Origin of the sequence: Prevotella sp. (genome assembly GCF_051059605.1) — a bacterium.
Classification (GTDB): Bacteria; Bacteroidota; Bacteroidia; order Bacteroidales; family Bacteroidaceae; genus Prevotella.
Window position 1 is genome coordinate 874,439 of sequence record NZ_CP050883.1, and the last position, 17,383, is coordinate 891,821.

Consider the following 17,383-nt stretch of genomic DNA (forward strand, 5'->3'; position numbering starts at 1 on the left):
AATTCTAGAATTACTTCTTATTCATAGCAAGGTCAAGAGCAACAGCAATAGCTACAGTTGCACCAACCATTGGGTTGTTACCCATACCGAGGAATCCCATCATCTCAACGTGAGCTGGAACTGATGAAGAACCTGCGAACTGAGCATCAGAGTGCATACGACCCATAGTATCTGTCATACCATAAGAAGCAGGACCTGCTGCCATGTTGTCTGGGTGAAGAGTACGACCTGTACCACCACCTGAAGCTACAGAGAAATAAGGCTTGCCAGCAGCAAGACGCTCTTTCTTGTAAGTTCCGGCTACTGGATGCTGGAAACGTGTTGGGTTTGTAGAGTTACCAGTGATAGAAACATCAACGTTCTCTTTCCAAAGAATAGCAACACCCTCGCGTACATCGTCAGCACCATAGCACTTAACCTTTGCACGAGCACCATCAGAATAAGCGATTTCCTGAGCTACCTTAACTTCGCTAGTATAGTAATCGAACTTTGTCTGTACGTATGTGAAACCGTTGATACGGCTGATGATCATAGCTGCATCTTTACCAAGACCATTAAGAATGACACGCAAAGGCTTAACACGAACCTTGTTTGCCATCTCTGCTATCTTGATAGCACCTTCAGCTGCTGCGAAAGACTCGTGACCAGCCAAGAATGCGAAACATTCTGTCTCTTCGCGAAGAAGACGAGCAGCAAGGTTACCATGACCAAGACCAACCTTACGGTCGTCAGCAACAGAACCCTTGATACAGAAACTCTGAAGACCAAGACCAATAGCCTCAGCAGCCTCAGCAGCATTCTTTACACCTTTCTTAACAGCGATAGCTGTACCACAAACGTAAGCCCACTTCGCATTCTCGAAGCAGATACGCTGTGTATCCTCACACATCTGATAAGGATCAACACCAGCTTTTTCGCAAATTTCATTAGCCTCTTCGATACTATTAATACCGTTTTCCTTAAGAGTTGCAAGCACACTGTCTATACGGCGCTCCTGGCTTTCAAAAATTACTTTTCTTATCATATCTGTATCTCCTTATTCTTTACGTGGATCAATAGCTTTAACAACACCCTGCTCAGCTGTAGTACGGCCATAAGAACCTGTGAACTTCTTAACTGCTTCGTTAGCGTCCACGCCATTCTTGATAGCTTCCATCATCTTGCCTAGTTGAACATACTCATAACCACAAACCTGACTGTCCTTATCAAGGAACTGCTTTGTGATATAGCCTTCTGTCAACTCAAGGTAACGAGTACCCTTGGCTACTGTACCGTAAAGTGTACCAGTCTGGCTACGAAGACCTTTACCAAGATCCTCAAGACCTGCACCGATAACAAGACCGCCCTCAGAGAATGCACTCTGACTACGACCGTATACAATCTGCAAGAAAAGTTCGCGCATAGCTGTGTTGATAGCATCACAAACCAAGTCGGTATTAAGAGCTTCAAGAATAGTCTTTCCAGGAAGGATTTCTGATGCCATAGCAGCAGAATGTGTCATACCTGTACAACCTATTGTCTCAACAAGAGCTTCCTGAATAATACCATCTTTGATATTCAAAGATAGCTTACAAGCACCCTGCTGAGGAGCACACCAACCCACACCGTGAGTATAACCAGAGATGTCTTTAATCTCTTTAGCCTGAATCCATTTTCCTTCTTCAGGAATTGGGGCTGGACCATGATTTGGGCCCTTTGCAACAACACACATGTTGTCGACTTCTTTAGAATAAATCATATTCACTAAATTGATTATTAAATATGTATAATAGAATTTCTATTGAGTTTGACCGCAAAATTACAAAAAAATGAGGAAAAATACCTATTTCTTGGTATGCTTTTTCCTCATTTAATGTTTTTTTTATTCAGTACTTTATCGATAACGCATTATAAATACGCTTTGCAAAGTGGAGTTTGCATTTCTACAAAGACTATTTGAATGTCAACTCATCCTTGTTTGGATTTTTGCCGATATTTATAGTATCACCTTCCTTAACATCTCCGCTTAGAATACGTTCACAAACACCGTCTTCAATATAGTTTTGAATGGCACGCTTCAATGGTCGGGCACCAAATTGCACATCATAACCTTTGGTAGCAACAAATTCTTTTGCCTTCTCCGTTATAGATAATTTATAACCTAATAACTCAATGCGCGCAAAAAGTTCTTTGAGCTCTATGTCTATGATCTTTTTTATAGCGGTCAGATCCAACTGATCGAATGTTACAATCTCATCAAGACGGTTAAGGAATTCAGGAGCAAACTGTTTGCTAAGACTTTTTTGGATGATGCTACGTGCATATTCCTTATCCTTGTCATTAATGCTCAAGCCAAGAGTACCACCTGCATTAAAACCAACACCACGACCGAATTCCTTTAGTTGGCGAGTTCCAGAATTGGATGTCATTATGATAACAGTGTTTCTGAAATCCACTAAACGACCATTGCCATCAGTAAGTCTGCCTTCATCAAGGACTTGAAGTAACATATTAAACACATTACCGTGAGCCTTTTCGATTTCATCTAACAATACAATAGAGTAGGGATGCCTGCGTACTTTTTCTGTCAGCTGTCCGCCTTCCTCGTATCCTACATATCCCGGAGGTGCACCAACAAGACGAGACGTGTTGAAACTTTCGGAATATTCACTCATATCTATACGTATCAATGCATCAGAAGAACCAAACATGTAATTTGCCAACTGTTTTGCCAAATATGTTTTGCCGACACCGGTAGGGCCTAGAAACATGAAAACTCCGATAGGATGATTTGGATCTTTTATACCTACACGATTTCTCTGTATGGCTTTTACCATTTTTTCAATAGCCTTATCTTGTGCAATAACATTTTGTGTCAGCACATTAGCCATATTTTTCAGTCGAATATTTTCTTTTTCTGCAATTCTTTGAACAGGTATACCTGCCATTGTAGAAACGACATCAGCGACATCTGTATCGGTGACAACATGTCGGTCACCATTTTGACCCTTGCTCCATTTGTCATTAAGATCTTTTATCTCAGCTTCTAGTTTTGACTGATAGTCACGATAACCAGCAGCAAGTTCGAAGTTCTGATTTTTTACAGCTACATTTTTCTTGTTGATTGTTTCATCCAGTTCTTTCTGCTTATCAGTGATTTCTGTTGGAACTTCAGCATGTTGTAAATGAATATGTGAACCAACCTCGTCAAGAGCATCAATAGCCTTGTCTGGGAAATACCTATCAGTGATATATCTTTCTGTCAGATTGACACATGCCTTTAATGCATCGTCAGTGTATGTCACATGATGATGTTCTTCATATCTGTCTTTAATATTTTTCAATATAGACAATGTTTCATCAGCAGAAGTAGCTTCAACCAATACTTTCTGGAATCTACGTTCAAGTGCACCGTCTTTCTCGATACTCTGTCTGTATTCATCAAGAGTCGTTGCTCCAACACATTGAATCGCACCTCTAGCCAAAGCTGGTTTCATTATATTTGCTGCATCCATACTTCCAGGTGTACTTCCTGCGCCGATTATAGTATGGATTTCATCAATAAATACAATTATATCACTGTTTCGCTCAAGTTCTTTTATAAGATCACGTATACGTTCCTCGAACTGTCCGCGATACTTTGTTCCGGCAACAATAGCAGTCATATTAAGATTTACCACACGTTTGTTGAAAAGTAGTGGCGATGTCTTATGCTGAACTATAAGTTGAGCAAGACCTTCGACAATAGCACTTTTACCAACACCAGGTTCTCCTATCAAAATAGGATTATTTTTCTTGCGACGACAAAGTATTTCTGTCACACGCTGTATTTCCTTCTCACGCCCAACAACGACATCTAGTTTGCCGTCAAGAGCTGCTTGTGTAAGATCAGTTGAAAAATTATCAAGTATCGGTGTTTTACTGCTGTTACTTTTTACCTTTAGCGATTCTGCCTGACCCGCACCAGAAGGTTTGGCGTCAAACTCATCATCATCTTCGTCAGGTAACTCTAGCCCATTTTGTACGGGCGAATTACTTTTTTGAACCTGCAAGTATGATAGTGTATCTTCGTAATTCATATTATTCAATTCTAATATTTCCTTGGCACCATTGTTAACCTGATCGTGCAATATAGCCAATATTAAATGTTGCACGTCAACCATTTGCGTATGTTGCAATCTTGCCTCAAGCACAGCAAGCTTCAAAATGTTACTTGCTTGCTCATTCAGTACAAGTTCTGAAGTGATTATCGGTTCTGAAAATTCATCTTCACGAACTTTCTTCTCAAGCTCAAACTTTACGCTTTGCTCGTCAATATTCATTCGCTTAAACAAATTCAGCAACGGATTTTCCTTTTCACGCAATATGCCAAGTACCAGATGCTCTGGACCAACATATCGACTTGCGAGGCGTGTCGCTTCCTCCCGGCTAAATGCCAGTATTTCGGAAACCTTTGGTGAAAATTGACTTGTCATATTTAAATCTCCTTTTATCCTTTAATTAACTCCTCTAATGCAAATGTAGCGGTTTTGCGGCTAATCGCAAAACTTTTACAACAATATTATATTGTTACAAATAGAGAAATTACAATTTGAAACTTCATATTTATTTCCTTGTTGCAGATATAATGCAAAGTGCGTGCCAAAAAAATATGATAGTAAACATATTCGGCATGATTTTTGCATATTTGTTTTACAAAAAACAATAAATAATTGGAGGACATTTTATGGCATTTATAGATTACTACAAGATTTTAGGTGTTGATAGGAATATACCTCAAAAAGATGTACGCGCTGCTTACAGAAAGCGTGCAAAGCTCTTTCACCCAGACTTACACCCCAATGATCCGAAAGCCAAGGCAAAGTTTCAAGCTCTAAACGAAGCATACGATGTGATTGGAGATAGTGACAAGAGAGCTAAATATGATAAATATGGACAACAGTGGAATCAAGCTGACCAATATGCTAATGCTGGTGGTGGGTTCCAGTCTAATGGGAATCCATTTGAGGGTTTTGATTTCGGCAGTTTCGGGCAAGGTGGAGGAGGATTCTCGAGCTTCTTCAAGGACTTATTTGGAGGCGGTGGATTCCGTAATGCCGATAAATCTGGTTCAGCCGATAGGCATCAGGATAGTGGGCAGATGGAAGCCAAGGTTAGCATTGATATTTACACAGCATTGTTAGGTGGAGAGATTATCATTCAGCTAAACAATAATCAAAAGATTAAACTTAAAGTAAAGCCAGAAACACAAAATGGCACAAAAGTCAGAGTGCGGGGTAGAGGTTATAGCCGTGGAGATGGAACTTATGGTGATTTGATTATTGTCTATAATGTGAAATTACCAACAGGCTTGAGTCAGAGACAAAAAGAACTTTTGCGGCAAATGAAAGATGCTTAGTCTGGATTTCTAGACATCGTTTTCATTTAGCATAAACCAAAACAACAAAAAAATAGCGTTAGTTTACATAAACGATAAGGGAGGTGAATTTTCACCTCCCTTATTGGTATTTAATTCACAACTACTAAATCTTTATAGATAGTTGGATGTAAAAACGTCATTAAAATACTATTCAATAATCTTAGTCATATTAAATGAACTGATTCTGTCATTAGGACTGACTTTTGCGCTAACACGGAATTTAGACTTACCGTTCTTTGAAGCATCATTAAATTCCTTACTTTGGATGGCAGAGAATGTTACTGTGTATTCGTACTCACCATCTCCAACTTCTTTCTTGTCTATTTTGTAATCATTATTAACATGCCAATTCATGTTTGTCATATCTTCTTTCCAAATTTTATTCAAGAAAGTTACAACATCACTCTTTGTGGCATCATTCTTTCCAAGGAAAGAAGTAAGTAATCCTTCACATGTACTCATAAGAGCTTGCTCGTCACGAGAGTTAATGCTTTGGAAGAAATTGCGGAATAAACCATTAATTATAACGCGCTCTTCAGGTTGAACAGTATTTGCGTTAAGATTCTTTATTCCATCTTTAGCCTCATCAACATGTTCTCCGTTAGGATGATCTTCCAGATACTTATTATAAGCGTCGTTTGTATTTGTTGTTGAAACAAGCGTCCAATCAATTGAGTCTATCTTATGTTCTGCAACTGCCTTATAAGGAGAGTCAGGGTGCTTATCTAAATAGTCCTGCAAAGCTGACTTTGAATTACTTACTAGTGCATTGGTCCAATCCTTATCAACTTGTTGAAGACTGTTCAAGTGAGACTGTATACTATCAATATGAGCCTCAGAAGCATCAGTATATGTATCAAGATATGATTGAAGAACAGCAGGATCGGTGCTCTTCATTGCATATTCATAAGCTTCTTGTTCCTTACTTGATTGTGCATCGTGATAAAAATAGAATACACCACCACATATAATCAGCGCAATTACAAAACTTACGACAAGGACTCTGTTTATTCCCTTCTTTGGTTTTGGTTTTTCACTCTTAGGAGTATTAATATTTTCCTTGATATTTTGCTGTGGTATATTAAGATTTACCTTACCAGCAATTTCAACTCCACAGTTTGGACATGTCGGTGCTTTGTCACTAACAGGGTGTCCGCATTCTGGGCATTTTATAATAGCCATAAAATTAATATATTTAAAGTTTGTTTTAATGTCTGAATTTTATCTCACGCAGACCATGTCGTCCCATAAAACGACTTTTGTCCACAAATCCGTTTACACCATTTATCCTACCTTTACCAGTATATTGCCACATTATGAAGTCACGATCATCACTTAATTCTGGTTCACGTTTTGTGTATTGAGCAATCATAAGTTTGTAGCCATTTACATTTCCTAACAAATAATGGTTGTAGAAACTTGCAAAAGTGTATAATAAAGGTTTCTGCCTGTATGCTTTCTCTACCATATCTAGAAATTTGAACAAAGAATCGCAAAACTCTTCTGTGTCCATTCCACTTTTGGTTTCTATATCAATCATTGGAATCAAATCCTGTTCAGATGGTCTACATTGAGTCATAAAATTTAATAACTGGCTATTCAAGTCCGCCTTTGGTCTGAAAAAGTGATATGATCCCACTTTTAATCCGTATTTGTGAGCTAACTCAATGTTTCGCTCATATTTATCATCTATTTTACTTCCACCTTCTGTTGCCTTAAGGTAGACATAAGCCATTTTAGAATTATCACCAACTGTCTCCCAAAATACATTCCCCTGATAATGACTTAAATCTATGCCGTGTACATGTGTACATGTATCTTCACATTGAACATAGTTTTGAGCATTAGCACCAACGGTTGCAGATATTGATAATAACAAGTATAGATATATTTTTTTAAACATTTCCATAAATGCAAAAGTACAGTAAAAGACTTTAACTGCAAAATAAATTAATGTTATTTTGCTTATTCTTCTATTTCAGAAAGGCTATGAGAGAAATTAGATATGAAATTACTCGTCGTTTCTATTGGGGCATAATCGACATATCTAAGACTGCGACGCAAATTTTTTCTAAGCACTTTTTGATTATTGTGCACAAAAACACGATTTCCTTGTCTAAAATGCCAATCTTCTGTGTCTTTCTCAACATTTTCTATAGATCTGAGTGTGTAAAGCACAGCACTCTTCTCCTGTTGTTTGACAAATGGCAGTTCTTTCGCTTCAAATCCAAACAAGCTTATCAAAATGCTACCTTGAAGTTGGGCGAATCTTGAAATATGCAATTTAGATAACCAGTGGTCTAGTTTTATAAAATCAACACTATTACCTCTTGTTCTTAAATACTGTCCTAATTGTATGATACCTCTTACAGGAATACCATTATTCATTGTGGCATTGACATTACTTGCGATAATCCTTAATAAATAAACTGTCTCAATAGAAGTATCGACAGCATGACGTTCTTTCTCCTGAATATTTTTTAATCTTGCTTTCAAAACTGGATTTGACATCGTTACTTCCCCAGCGGGCATTTCTGCAATATTTTTCATCAAGCCCATTAGTTTCTTCATCTTAAACTTAGACATAGGTTCAAGTGATTCTTTTGTAGAAAAATTGTCAATTCTCAATTTAGCAAATAGATTCCGGTGTATAATGTTCATAACTATAATTTATTAAGAATACTTTTTAGGATATCTGAAAATGATTGCTAATGTAGCAGCCAATCCAATTGCTATAGGATAGTATAGATATGGCACTATTTGCATAGGATTAAGATTTGCCAATCCTGCTGCAAGAAGCATTTGAACACCATATGGAATGATGCCTTGGACGCAACATGAAAAGGTATCTAATATACTTGCAGCTTTTCTGTTATCTACACCAAAGCGATCACCTATTTTTTTAGATATACCTCCAACTGTTAGTATAGCAACAGTATTATTAGCTGTACATAAATTTACAAAAGAAACTAGAGCTGCAATAGAAAATTCAGCACCTCTTTTACCAGATATCTTATTGGTTATCTTTTCTATTATGTAATTGATTCCGCCATTTTCTTTTATGATTTCAAGCATTCCGCCTGCCAACATTGCTATTATAACCAGCTCTCCCATACTCAAAATGCCATCACCCATAGCGCCAAACCAACCATATACATTATAGTCACCATCCAAAATACCTATGATACCACATAAAGACACTCCTATTGTTAGCACACCCATGACATTAATACCCATTACAGCTGTTACCAAAACTGCTATATACGGTATTACTTTCAAGTATTCAACTTGCCCAACATGTGCCGGCGCATTGAAATCAGCTCCCATAAAAGCATATATAGCCAATACTATTATTGCCGCTGGTGCTACAATAATAGCGTTGACCTTAAACTTGTCTGACATATTGCAATTCTGAGTTTGCGTAGCCACAACAGTAGTGTCAGAAATAAAAGAAAGATTATCACCAAAGTATGCTCCACCAACAACAATTGCAGTAATTAGTGGAACATTTGAACCTGTGGAATGTGCAATGCCAGCAGCTATCGGCACCAAAGCAACAACTGTTCCTACACTTGTACCTATTGAAATAGAGATGAAGCATGCTGCCAAAAACAAACCTGGCAAGACTAAACTTGCCGGTAAAAAATTAAGAGCCATATTGACTGTAGCATCAATAGCTCCCATACTCTTTGCAGAAGCCGCAAATGCCCCTGCTAGTACATATATCCAAAGCATGAGCATCAGATTGCTAGCACCAGCACCTTTACTAAATGTATCAATTCTCTTTTTTACAGGAATGCCTCCTAAAATAATTACAGCATAGATGCTGGAAATCATAAAAGCTACACTTAGAGACAGATTTGGTTCCTTGTCTGTCTTATCTACTGAATAGATAGTAAACATGACTATGAATACTATCAAAACAAATAAAGGCGATAGTGCCAGTAATCCTTTTTTATTGCTCAATTGTTATTTCTTATTTATAAAGTAACACCATTCTTAAATATAGAGATTTCTCTGTATTCATTAATTTCATTTCTAACAAGTTCTCCACTAGCCACTGAAATGACTTTGTCTATAAACTTACTAAGAACATCTTTCATATCGTGACCTTCAATAAGTTCTCCAGCATTGAAATCAATCCAATTTGGCTTATTGTTAAATAGGGTAGAGTTTGTACTTATCTTCATTGTTGGAACAAATGTGCCAAATGGTGTACCACGTCCTGTTGTAAATAGCACTAATTGACAACCAGCTGAAGCTAAAGCTGTAGATGCAACTAAGTCATTTCCTGGAGCAGAAAGTAAGTTTAGTCCATCGTTGCATAAACGATCACCATATTCCAAGACTCCGTTTACTTTAGCACGTCCACATTTCTGTGTACATCCCAAAGCCTTGTCTTCCAAGGTTGAAATTCCACCAGCCTTATTTCCTGGTGAAGGATTTTCACCAACAGGTTCACCATGACTGATAAAATATTCTTTGAAGTTATTAATTAAACTAACAGTCTTGTTAAACAACTCTGGAGTTTTGCATCTGTTCATCAATATAGTCTCAGCTCCAAACATTTCTGGAACCTCTGTCAAAACACTTGTTCCTCCCTGTGCAACCAACCAGTCAGACAATTCTCCAACAAGAGGATTAGCTGTTATACCGCTAAAGCCATCACTTCCGCCGCATTTTAGTCCGATTCGCAACTTACTAAGTGGAACATCCTCACGTTTATCATCTTTAGCCAAAGAGTAGAGATCTCTCAAGATTTTCATGCTCTCTTTAATTTCATCACCTTTTACCTGTTGGGTAACAAGAAGCTTGATGCGGTCTTTGTCATAATCACCAAGCATTTCCATGAATGCGTCAGGTTGGTTGTTTTCACAGCCTAATGAAAGAACCAATACACCACCAGTGTTTGGATGCAGACAAATATCACGTAATATCTTGCGAGTATTCTCATGATCGCCACTTAACTGTGAACAACCATAATTGTGATGCCATGCATGTATAGCATCAACACCTTCTAATTTAGTCTCTTGCTTTAATTTTTCGACCAATTTTTCAGCGACACCATTTACGCATCCTACAGTAGGTACAATCCATATTTCGTTTCGTGTTCCTACCTCGCCATTCTTACGTATATATCCCTTAAACTTTTTATTCTCGTTTTTTATATTAAGTTCTTCATTGACAGGAGAATATGTATATTCTAAAGTGCCAGCCAAATTCGTCTTCAAGTTATTTTCGTTTACCCATTCTCCAGCTTTTAAATTGACTTTAGCATGACCAATAGGATAACCGTATTTAATAATATCAACACCTTCATCCGTGTCATGAATTAGAATTTTATGACCAGATGGAGTATCTTGTAATATGGTGATATCCTCACCGTCAACATTAATAATCTCTCCTTTTTGAAGAGGTCTAAGACAGACAACAACAGAGTCAGCCTTATTGATTTTCAGTACAGTAGTTTGTTTCATTTGTTATGTAGTATTTATAATTGAGTTCTACGATAGAAGTCAACATTTTCTTTCAATAGTAATTCTATAGGCATGTAATTTACAGGTTGTACTTTTTTCTTCAACACAATGGCCTTGAAAAGAGCTTCAACACAACTATATCCTTGTTGATATGCGTGCTGTGCTATAAGGAACGAAATGCTACCCTGTCTAAGGCACTCTGCATTTTTTCCAACCATATCATATCCCATAATTTGAACATCACGTCGATTTGTTCTAAGTAAGAATTCACCAACAATATGCGCTTTCGAGTTCAGCGTTATGCAATGATGCAATTGTGGATGTTCATTAAAGAAATCATCAAGTTTTGCCTCATATTCAGTCTTACTGCTATCGAGTGGTAAATTAACCTCTAATATTTTTATATCAGGGAAGTGGTCTCTCATATAATGTCTGAAACCAACTTCACGGTTAGCTTGCTGCTTACTAACAACTCTACCTGATTTCATCTGTTTCATAATCATAATTTCAGTATCATTTGCGGCAACCATCATCATAATTTTTGCGGCAAAATATCCACTGCTGAAAGAATCCTGACCATAGAATGAAAGCGGTAATAAGTCTGGCATATATGAGTCGAGCATTATAAAAGGAATATTAGACTCATGCAACTTATCTGTAAATTGTCGAGTGATGTCTAGTTCCGCAGGGACAACTATAACTCCATCAGGATTATTTGCAAGACATTCTTCGCTTTTTTCCGTAAAAGACTCATCACTAAATCTTTCATAATACATTATTCTAACATCAATATTGAAGTCACGTCTTGACTCCATAGCCTTATTGGCACCTTCTTCAATTTCTTCCCAATAAGTTTCCTGTTCATGATTAGGAATGAAAAGATAGAAAGTATACGACTTGTTATATGCCAAAGCACTGGCATACATATTGGGCTGATAGTTCATCTCCTTGAGAGCTTTCTCAACTTTTTCTCTAGCTGGAGGTGACACATTAGGACGATTGTGCAGAACACGGTCTACAGTCCCGACAGAAACTCCTGCCATTTCGGCGATGTCTTTAATTCTTATTTTTTCAGTCATAGTCTTAAGTAATAACCGTCAACGCATCATAACTTAATATTAAGGTGCTGTGTGCGCCCACGAGTATGTATTATTGTGGCAAATATAGTAATAATTATTGAATTGTGTGTGCGCACAACCATTTTTTTAGCTAAAACCTCATTTTTTTTTCATTTTATTTTCTAAATTGCAAAATTATAGTTATTTTTGCGATGACAAACAAGTTATAATTAATCTATAACAAACAATTAAATTTAAGATTAAAATGGGTAAAATCGTTACATTAGGTGAGATTATGCTTCGCCTTTCACCTGAAGGCAATTACCGTTTCGTCCAGACTGATTCTTTCAGAATTATACCTGGAGGCGGTGAAGCCAATGTTGCTGTTAGTTTAGCTAATTATGGTCATGATACATATTTTGTATCAAAACTACCAAAGCACGAAATTGGTCAGATTGCTGTAAACGCACTTCGTCGTTATGGAGTCAATACTGATTTCATTGCAAGAGGTGGTGATAGAGTTGGTCTTTACTATGCAGAAACAGGGGCCAGCATGCGTCCTTCTAAAGTTATTTATGACAGAGCTAATAGTGCCATTGCAGAAGCAGATACATCTGATTTTGATTTTGATGCTATTATGGAAGGTGCAGATTGGTTTCATTGGAGCGGCATCACACCTGCAATAAGTGATAAAGCTGCTGAACTCACAAAATTAGCATGTGAAGCTGCTAAGCGTCATAATGTAACAGTATCTGTAGACTTGAACTTCAGAAAGAAATTATGGACTTCTGAAAAGGCAATATCTGTAATGAAGCCTCTTATGAAATATGTCGATGTTTGTATTGGCAATGAAGAGGATGCACAACTTTGTCTTGGTTTCAAACCAGATGCAGATGTAGAAGGTGGAAAGACTGATGCAGAAGGATACTATGGTATTTTCAAGGGAATGATGAAAGAATTTGGATTCAAGTATGTTGTTTCAACACTTCGCGAGAGCCTATCTGCTACACATAATGGTTGGAAGGCTTTGATTTACGACGGTAAAGAATTCTATCAAAGCAAGCATTATGATATTAACCCTATTATAGATCGCGTTGGTGGCGGTGACTCATTCTCTGGTGGTTTGATTCATGGAATGCTAACATATAAGGATCAAGCTAAGGCATTGGAATTTGCAGTTGCAGCAAGTGCACTAAAACATACTATACCTGGAGATTTCAATCTAGTATCTTTGGATGAAGTTGAAAGTCTTGCCGGTGGAAATGCTAACGGACGTGTTCAACGTTAAACTAAGAACTTATAACAAAAAATATAATGGCAAGATTTAATAAAGTACAAGTTATTTGCGCTATGAAAGAAACAGGTATGGTTCCTGTATTCTACAATAGTGATATTGATACATGTAAAAATGTAATAAAGGCTTGTTACGATGGTGGTGTTCGTGTATTCGAATTCACTAATCGTGGCGACTTCGCACATGAGATATTTGGTGAGTTAGTAAAATGGGCAGCAAAGGATTGTTCAGAACTTATCCTCGGTGCTGGTACCATTCTTGATGCTGCAACAGCTGCGTTATATATGCAACTTGGTGCAAATTTCATTGTAGGACCAAATTTCAACCCAGAAATAGCACCAGTATGTAATCGTCGCCTAGTTCCTTATTCTCCAGGTTGCGGAAGCGTAAGCGAAATGAGTAATGCACAAGCTGCAGGATGTGATGTAACAAAGGTATTCCCAGCAGGTAATGTTGGTGGTCCTTCATTTGTAAAGAATGTACTTGGTCCACTACGTTGGAGCAATATCATGGTTACGGGTGCAGTATCCCCAGATGAGGAAAATCTTACATCATGGATTAAAGCTGGTGTGCTTTGTGTGGGTATGGGTTCTAAATTGTTCCCAAAAGAAACCATAGCATCAGGAAACTGGCAAGCCATAACTGATAAATGTAAAGAATCTTTAGGATATATTGCAAAAGCAAGAAATTAAATATAACATTATAAAAGGCTTCTTAATGCTTATATGCATAGGAAGCCTTTTCTGTTTTTCAGCATGTTCACCGTCAAATAAGGATGAGGTAGATTTGCTGAATACAAAATCTTACGCATTTCATTATAGAAATCTAGACTCAACATATATTTACGCACGAAAAGCTTTTTTACTTTCTGACAACTATTCTGAGGGAAAAGCAGAAGCTTTAAATAATTTAGCTTTCGTTAGTACTATCCGTATGAATTATAATGGAGCGTACAAACTACTGAAAAACATAGCAGGTTATACAGATAATCAAATAGAGCTACTCATTGCCGATATTCAATGCATGCGTCTTTGTCAAAGACAATCACGTAATAAAGATTTTTACTCATATCGTGAAAATGCATTGCGAATAATGAGGCGAATTGAGGAAGAAAAAAAAGAATTGACAGATCGCCAGATGATGCGTATCACCTATGCTAAAACTGAATTTCACATTATTAATTCTACTTACTTCTACTATGTTGGTTTGAAAAATCAATCTATAGACGCTTTAAAAAAAATAGATCCATTTGGTCCTATACAAAAAGATACAGCACAATTATTATCATATTTTTACAATATAGGAGCAGGAGGAATTATTACCAAAGGTACCAGTAAAGACATCAGTCAAGAGGAATTTGACTACTTAATGCGCTGTTACATTCTTTCAAAAAGGTATCATTATCCATTTTGGGAAGCCAACTCTTTGCAAGCAATAAGTGAACATCTTCAAGATTCGAAGATGAGAGACTACCTTATTGTGAATAATCTGCCTGACATTAAATTTGTCAATACAGACTATATGCCTGATTCCCTTTTAGCAGGAAATTTGGCTCAACGTTCTCTAAATATCTTTTCTAAATATGGTGATGTATACCAAATAGCTGGTTCGTATAGAACATTAGCTCAATGTTATTGGCAAATAAAAGATTATAATTCTGCTATTAAATGCCTTAACAATGCATTGTATATAGACCCTATTATAGAAAGAGCACCAGATCTAGTCTCTTCCATTAGAGAGCAATTATCGCTAGCATATTCAGCAATAGACAATAAGCAATTAAGTGATTATAACAGAAATATATACCTTGACATACAGGAAAAGACACGTCAAGATAGATTATTGGAAGCCCGCGCAGAGCAATTAGATAAATCTTCTTCAACTCTGAATATAATGATTGTTGCTGTTGTTATGATGATTTTTCTTGTGCTAATTCTATTATTCATATTTGATAGGATGCGTCAAAAAAGCGACAAAAATTTTTCTATTGATAGTCTGCTAAAGCCATTACGTCAGTGGCAATATGATGAAGAACAAAGCATCAGACAGAGAAAAGAAGACTATGAAGAAATCTCAGAAAAAATTCAAATGGAAAATTTGCACCTTTCAAACAATATTAAACGTAATATTGAACAACGTGCTAAAATTTCATTGGTAAACAGTATTTTACCATTTATAAATAGAATAATTAATGAGATAAAATGCCTTGAATCTCGTGACGAATCTGATGAAACACGTAAATATAGATATTCATATATAAGCGAATTAACGGATAAAATTATTGACTACAATAATATACTAACACATTGGATACAACTTCGCCAAGGTCAACTCAGCATGCATATAGAAAGTTTTAGATTGCAGTCTTTATTTGATATTGTCAGTGACGGAAGTATGGGATTCAGTCTAAAGGGAATTGATTTAATTGTCAAGCCTACAGAAGCAATAGTTAAGGCAGACAAAATTCTTACATTGTTTATGATCAACACTCTTGCTGATAATGCGAGAAAATATACGCAGCCAACCGGAAAGGTTATTATATCTGGTGAAGTGTATGATGAATATGTTGAAATATCAATCATTGACACTGGCGAAGGTATGACTGAGGAGCAGACAGCTAAGATTTTTGAACATAAAACCATTGTTGACGAAAAATTGGACGATAGTCAAAAGGCAGAAGTGTCACATGGTTTTGGATTAATGAATTGCAAAGGTATAATTGAGAGATATTACAAAATTAGTCAAATATTTTCTGTTTGTTCCATTTACGCTGAGAGCAAGAAAGGGAAGGGGAGCCGGTTCGCATTCAGACTACCAAAAGGTATCATGCGTACATTATTGCTAATCAGTATATGCTTTAGCTCACTATCTTCCTTCGCTGCTAAAGATACGAATCTTGCTGTTGCCGAAAAATATGCTGACAGTGCCTATTATAGTAATATAAAAAGAACTTATACCAAAACATTGATATATTCTAATTTATGTAGGCATTACTTAAACAAATATTACAAATCAAAATATATCAACGGAAGAGATACCATGAAATATATTGGTAGTGAGACTGTTCCTGCAGAAATAGCATGGTTTCGCTCACATCTTAAGACTAGTTATGACGTGATTTTAGATATAAGAAACGAAACGGCAGTTGCTGCACTAGCTTTGCATTTATGGGATGTATACCATTATAACAATAGATTATATACACAACTATTCAGAGAACGCTCCGCAGACAACACTTTAGGAGAATATGTAATTGTGATGCAAAAATCTGAGAATAACAAAAATGTTGCGATAATATTACTCATAATAATGCTCGTATCTATATTTCCAGCTTATTATTTTCTATATTATAGACACAGACTTTACTATAGACTATGTCTAGAGAAAGTCAATAACATTAATAATGTTCTGCTTTCTGATATAGATTCTTCGAATAAGCTAGAAAAGATCACAAAAATATGGAAAGATGCAAATAAGTTATTGAAAACAGATGATTCACAGTTGAATGATGTAGTTAAAAAGATAGAAAGCGCATTGCTAGCAAGTCTTGAGGAAGACAAAAAACAGACTGTCAGTACAGAAGCCGCTGTTGACGAACTACGCAAATTAGAATACGAGAATGAACGGCTGCATATCAGTAACAATGTTCTTGATAACTGTCTTTCAACCTTGAAACATGAGACGATGTATTACCCTTCCAGAATACGACTACTTGTAGACTCTCAAGAAGACAATCTCAATGCTATAAGTGAGACTGCAAACTATTACAGGCAGTTATACACACTGCTGAGTTTACAGGCCATGAGACAGATTGATGTTAATATTAAAATTGATGAAGCATTAATAAAATACCTGTTCGATCTGTTAAAAAAACTTAGTGGTGAAAAAACAATTGAAAAAAATATATCAAGTAGGGACTATAACTACGTTAATATAAAGATTACATTGCCATCATTACAACTTGATGCTAAACAATGTGCAGAATTGTTTACTCCAGCATCTATTAATATTGAATATATGATATGTCGACAGATCATCAGAGAAATCGGTGAAGCAACCAATTTACGCGGTTGTGGAATACAGGCTATAAATAACGTATCTAGTGGAGTAGACATAGAGTTAAGACTCCCATCTAAACTGAACATTATATAAAAAT

General features: G+C 36.6%; 13 protein-coding genes. 4 read left to right on the top strand and 9 right to left on the bottom strand.

From position 1 onward, the window contains the following. Nucleotides 1–10: 10 nt before the first annotated feature. From HEQ28_RS03425 to HEQ28_RS03435, 3 genes are all read right to left on the bottom strand, one after another. Entirely contained in the window at nucleotides 11–1,024 is a 1,014-nt protein-coding gene (locus HEQ28_RS03425; protein WP_434503785.1) for a GGGtGRT protein, read from the bottom strand. Nucleotides 1,025–1,036: 12 nt separating this feature from the next. Next, complete coding sequence (locus HEQ28_RS03430; RefSeq protein ID WP_207154129.1) at nucleotides 1,037–1,738, bottom strand: iron-sulfur cluster assembly scaffold protein; 702 nt, start codon at nucleotides 1,736–1,738, stop codon at nucleotides 1,037–1,039. Between the two features lie 193 nt (nucleotides 1,739–1,931). Further along, a complete protein-coding gene (locus HEQ28_RS03435) occupies nucleotides 1,932–4,454 on the bottom strand; it encodes an ATP-dependent Clp protease ATP-binding subunit (RefSeq protein WP_434503786.1) in 2,523 nt (840 codons plus the stop codon). 251 nt (nucleotides 4,455–4,705) lie between these two features. On the opposite strand from HEQ28_RS03435, the gene HEQ28_RS03440 reads away from it, so the two are divergent. Further along, nucleotides 4,706–5,377 (top strand): DnaJ domain-containing protein, encoded by a 672-nt coding sequence (locus HEQ28_RS03440; RefSeq protein WP_434503787.1) that lies wholly within the window; start codon nucleotides 4,706–4,708, stop codon nucleotides 5,375–5,377. A gap of 168 nt (nucleotides 5,378–5,545) precedes the next feature. On the opposite strand, the gene HEQ28_RS03445 is transcribed toward HEQ28_RS03440, so the two are convergent. Genes HEQ28_RS03445 through HEQ28_RS03470 form a run of 6 tightly spaced genes read right to left on the bottom strand, consistent with a single transcriptional unit; the run spans nucleotide 5,546 to nucleotide 11,954 of the window. Next, nucleotides 5,546–6,580 (bottom strand): zinc ribbon domain-containing protein, encoded by a 1,035-nt coding sequence (locus HEQ28_RS03445; protein ID WP_434503788.1) that lies wholly within the window; start codon nucleotides 6,578–6,580, stop codon nucleotides 5,546–5,548. A 25-nt stretch (nucleotides 6,581–6,605) separates the two neighbouring features. After that, nucleotides 6,606–7,307, bottom strand: coding sequence for a glycoside hydrolase family 25 protein (locus HEQ28_RS03450; RefSeq protein WP_434503789.1), 702 nt, complete (start codon nucleotides 7,305–7,307; stop codon nucleotides 6,606–6,608). 56 nt (nucleotides 7,308–7,363) lie between these two features. Beyond that, nucleotides 7,364–8,059: a hypothetical protein gene (locus HEQ28_RS03455; RefSeq protein ID WP_434503790.1), complete on the bottom strand. Its 696-nt coding sequence runs from the start codon at nucleotides 8,057–8,059 to the stop codon at nucleotides 7,364–7,366. 12 nt (nucleotides 8,060–8,071) lie between these two features. After that, nucleotides 8,072–9,364, bottom strand: coding sequence for a Na+/H+ antiporter NhaC family protein (locus HEQ28_RS03460; RefSeq protein ID WP_434503791.1), 1,293 nt, complete (start codon nucleotides 9,362–9,364; stop codon nucleotides 8,072–8,074). 14 nt (nucleotides 9,365–9,378) lie between these two features. Next, nucleotides 9,379–10,875, bottom strand: coding sequence for a UxaA family hydrolase (locus HEQ28_RS03465; RefSeq protein WP_434503792.1), 1,497 nt, complete (start codon nucleotides 10,873–10,875; stop codon nucleotides 9,379–9,381). A gap of 14 nt (nucleotides 10,876–10,889) precedes the next feature. After that, nucleotides 10,890–11,954: a LacI family DNA-binding transcriptional regulator gene (locus HEQ28_RS03470; protein WP_434503793.1), complete on the bottom strand. Its 1,065-nt coding sequence runs from the start codon at nucleotides 11,952–11,954 to the stop codon at nucleotides 10,890–10,892. A gap of 244 nt (nucleotides 11,955–12,198) precedes the next feature. On the opposite strand from HEQ28_RS03470, the gene HEQ28_RS03475 reads away from it, so the two are divergent. From HEQ28_RS03475 to HEQ28_RS03485, 3 genes are read left to right on the top strand one after another with little or no spacing between them, the layout of a single operon-like run. Next, on the top strand, nucleotides 12,199–13,221 hold the full coding sequence (locus tag HEQ28_RS03475) for a PfkB family carbohydrate kinase (RefSeq protein ID WP_434503794.1): 1,023 nt from the start codon (nucleotides 12,199–12,201) through the stop codon (nucleotides 13,219–13,221). Nucleotides 13,222–13,247: 26 nt separating this feature from the next. Further along, on the top strand, nucleotides 13,248–13,919 hold the full coding sequence (locus HEQ28_RS03480; RefSeq protein ID WP_434503795.1) for a bifunctional 4-hydroxy-2-oxoglutarate aldolase/2-dehydro-3-deoxy-phosphogluconate aldolase: 672 nt from the start codon (nucleotides 13,248–13,250) through the stop codon (nucleotides 13,917–13,919). 25 nt (nucleotides 13,920–13,944) lie between these two features. After that, nucleotides 13,945–17,379: a sensor histidine kinase gene (locus tag HEQ28_RS03485; RefSeq protein WP_434503796.1), complete on the top strand. Its 3,435-nt coding sequence runs from the start codon at nucleotides 13,945–13,947 to the stop codon at nucleotides 17,377–17,379. Nucleotides 17,380–17,383 lie beyond the last annotated feature (4 nt).

Bases quoted from the DNA above. Each gene is read 5' to 3' on its own strand.
- HEQ28_RS03425 (WP_434503785.1), bottom strand. From the start codon at position 1,024: ATGATAAGAAAAGTAATTTTTGAAAGCCAGGAGCGCCGTATAGACAGT.
- HEQ28_RS03430 (WP_207154129.1), bottom strand. From the start codon at position 1,738: ATGATTTATTCTAAAGAAGTCGACAACATGTGTGTTGTTGCAAAGGGC.
- HEQ28_RS03435 (WP_434503786.1), bottom strand. From the start codon at position 4,454: ATGACAAGTCAATTTTCACCAAAGGTTTCCGAAATACTGGCATTTAGC.
- HEQ28_RS03440 (WP_434503787.1), top strand. From the start codon at position 4,706: ATGGCATTTATAGATTACTACAAGATTTTAGGTGTTGATAGGAATATA.
- HEQ28_RS03445 (WP_434503788.1), bottom strand. From the start codon at position 6,580: ATGGCTATTATAAAATGCCCAGAATGCGGACACCCTGTTAGTGACAAA.
- HEQ28_RS03450 (WP_434503789.1), bottom strand. From the start codon at position 7,307: ATGGAAATGTTTAAAAAAATATATCTATACTTGTTATTATCAATATCT.
- HEQ28_RS03455 (WP_434503790.1), bottom strand. From the start codon at position 8,059: ATGAACATTATACACCGGAATCTATTTGCTAAATTGAGAATTGACAAT.
- HEQ28_RS03465 (WP_434503792.1), bottom strand. From the start codon at position 10,875: ATGAAACAAACTACTGTACTGAAAATCAATAAGGCTGACTCTGTTGTT.
- HEQ28_RS03470 (WP_434503793.1), bottom strand. From the start codon at position 11,954: ATGACTGAAAAAATAAGAATTAAAGACATCGCCGAAATGGCAGGAGTT.
- HEQ28_RS03475 (WP_434503794.1), top strand. From the start codon at position 12,199: ATGGGTAAAATCGTTACATTAGGTGAGATTATGCTTCGCCTTTCACCT.
- HEQ28_RS03480 (WP_434503795.1), top strand. From the start codon at position 13,248: ATGGCAAGATTTAATAAAGTACAAGTTATTTGCGCTATGAAAGAAACA.
- HEQ28_RS03485 (WP_434503796.1), top strand. From the start codon at position 13,945: ATGCTTATATGCATAGGAAGCCTTTTCTGTTTTTCAGCATGTTCACCG.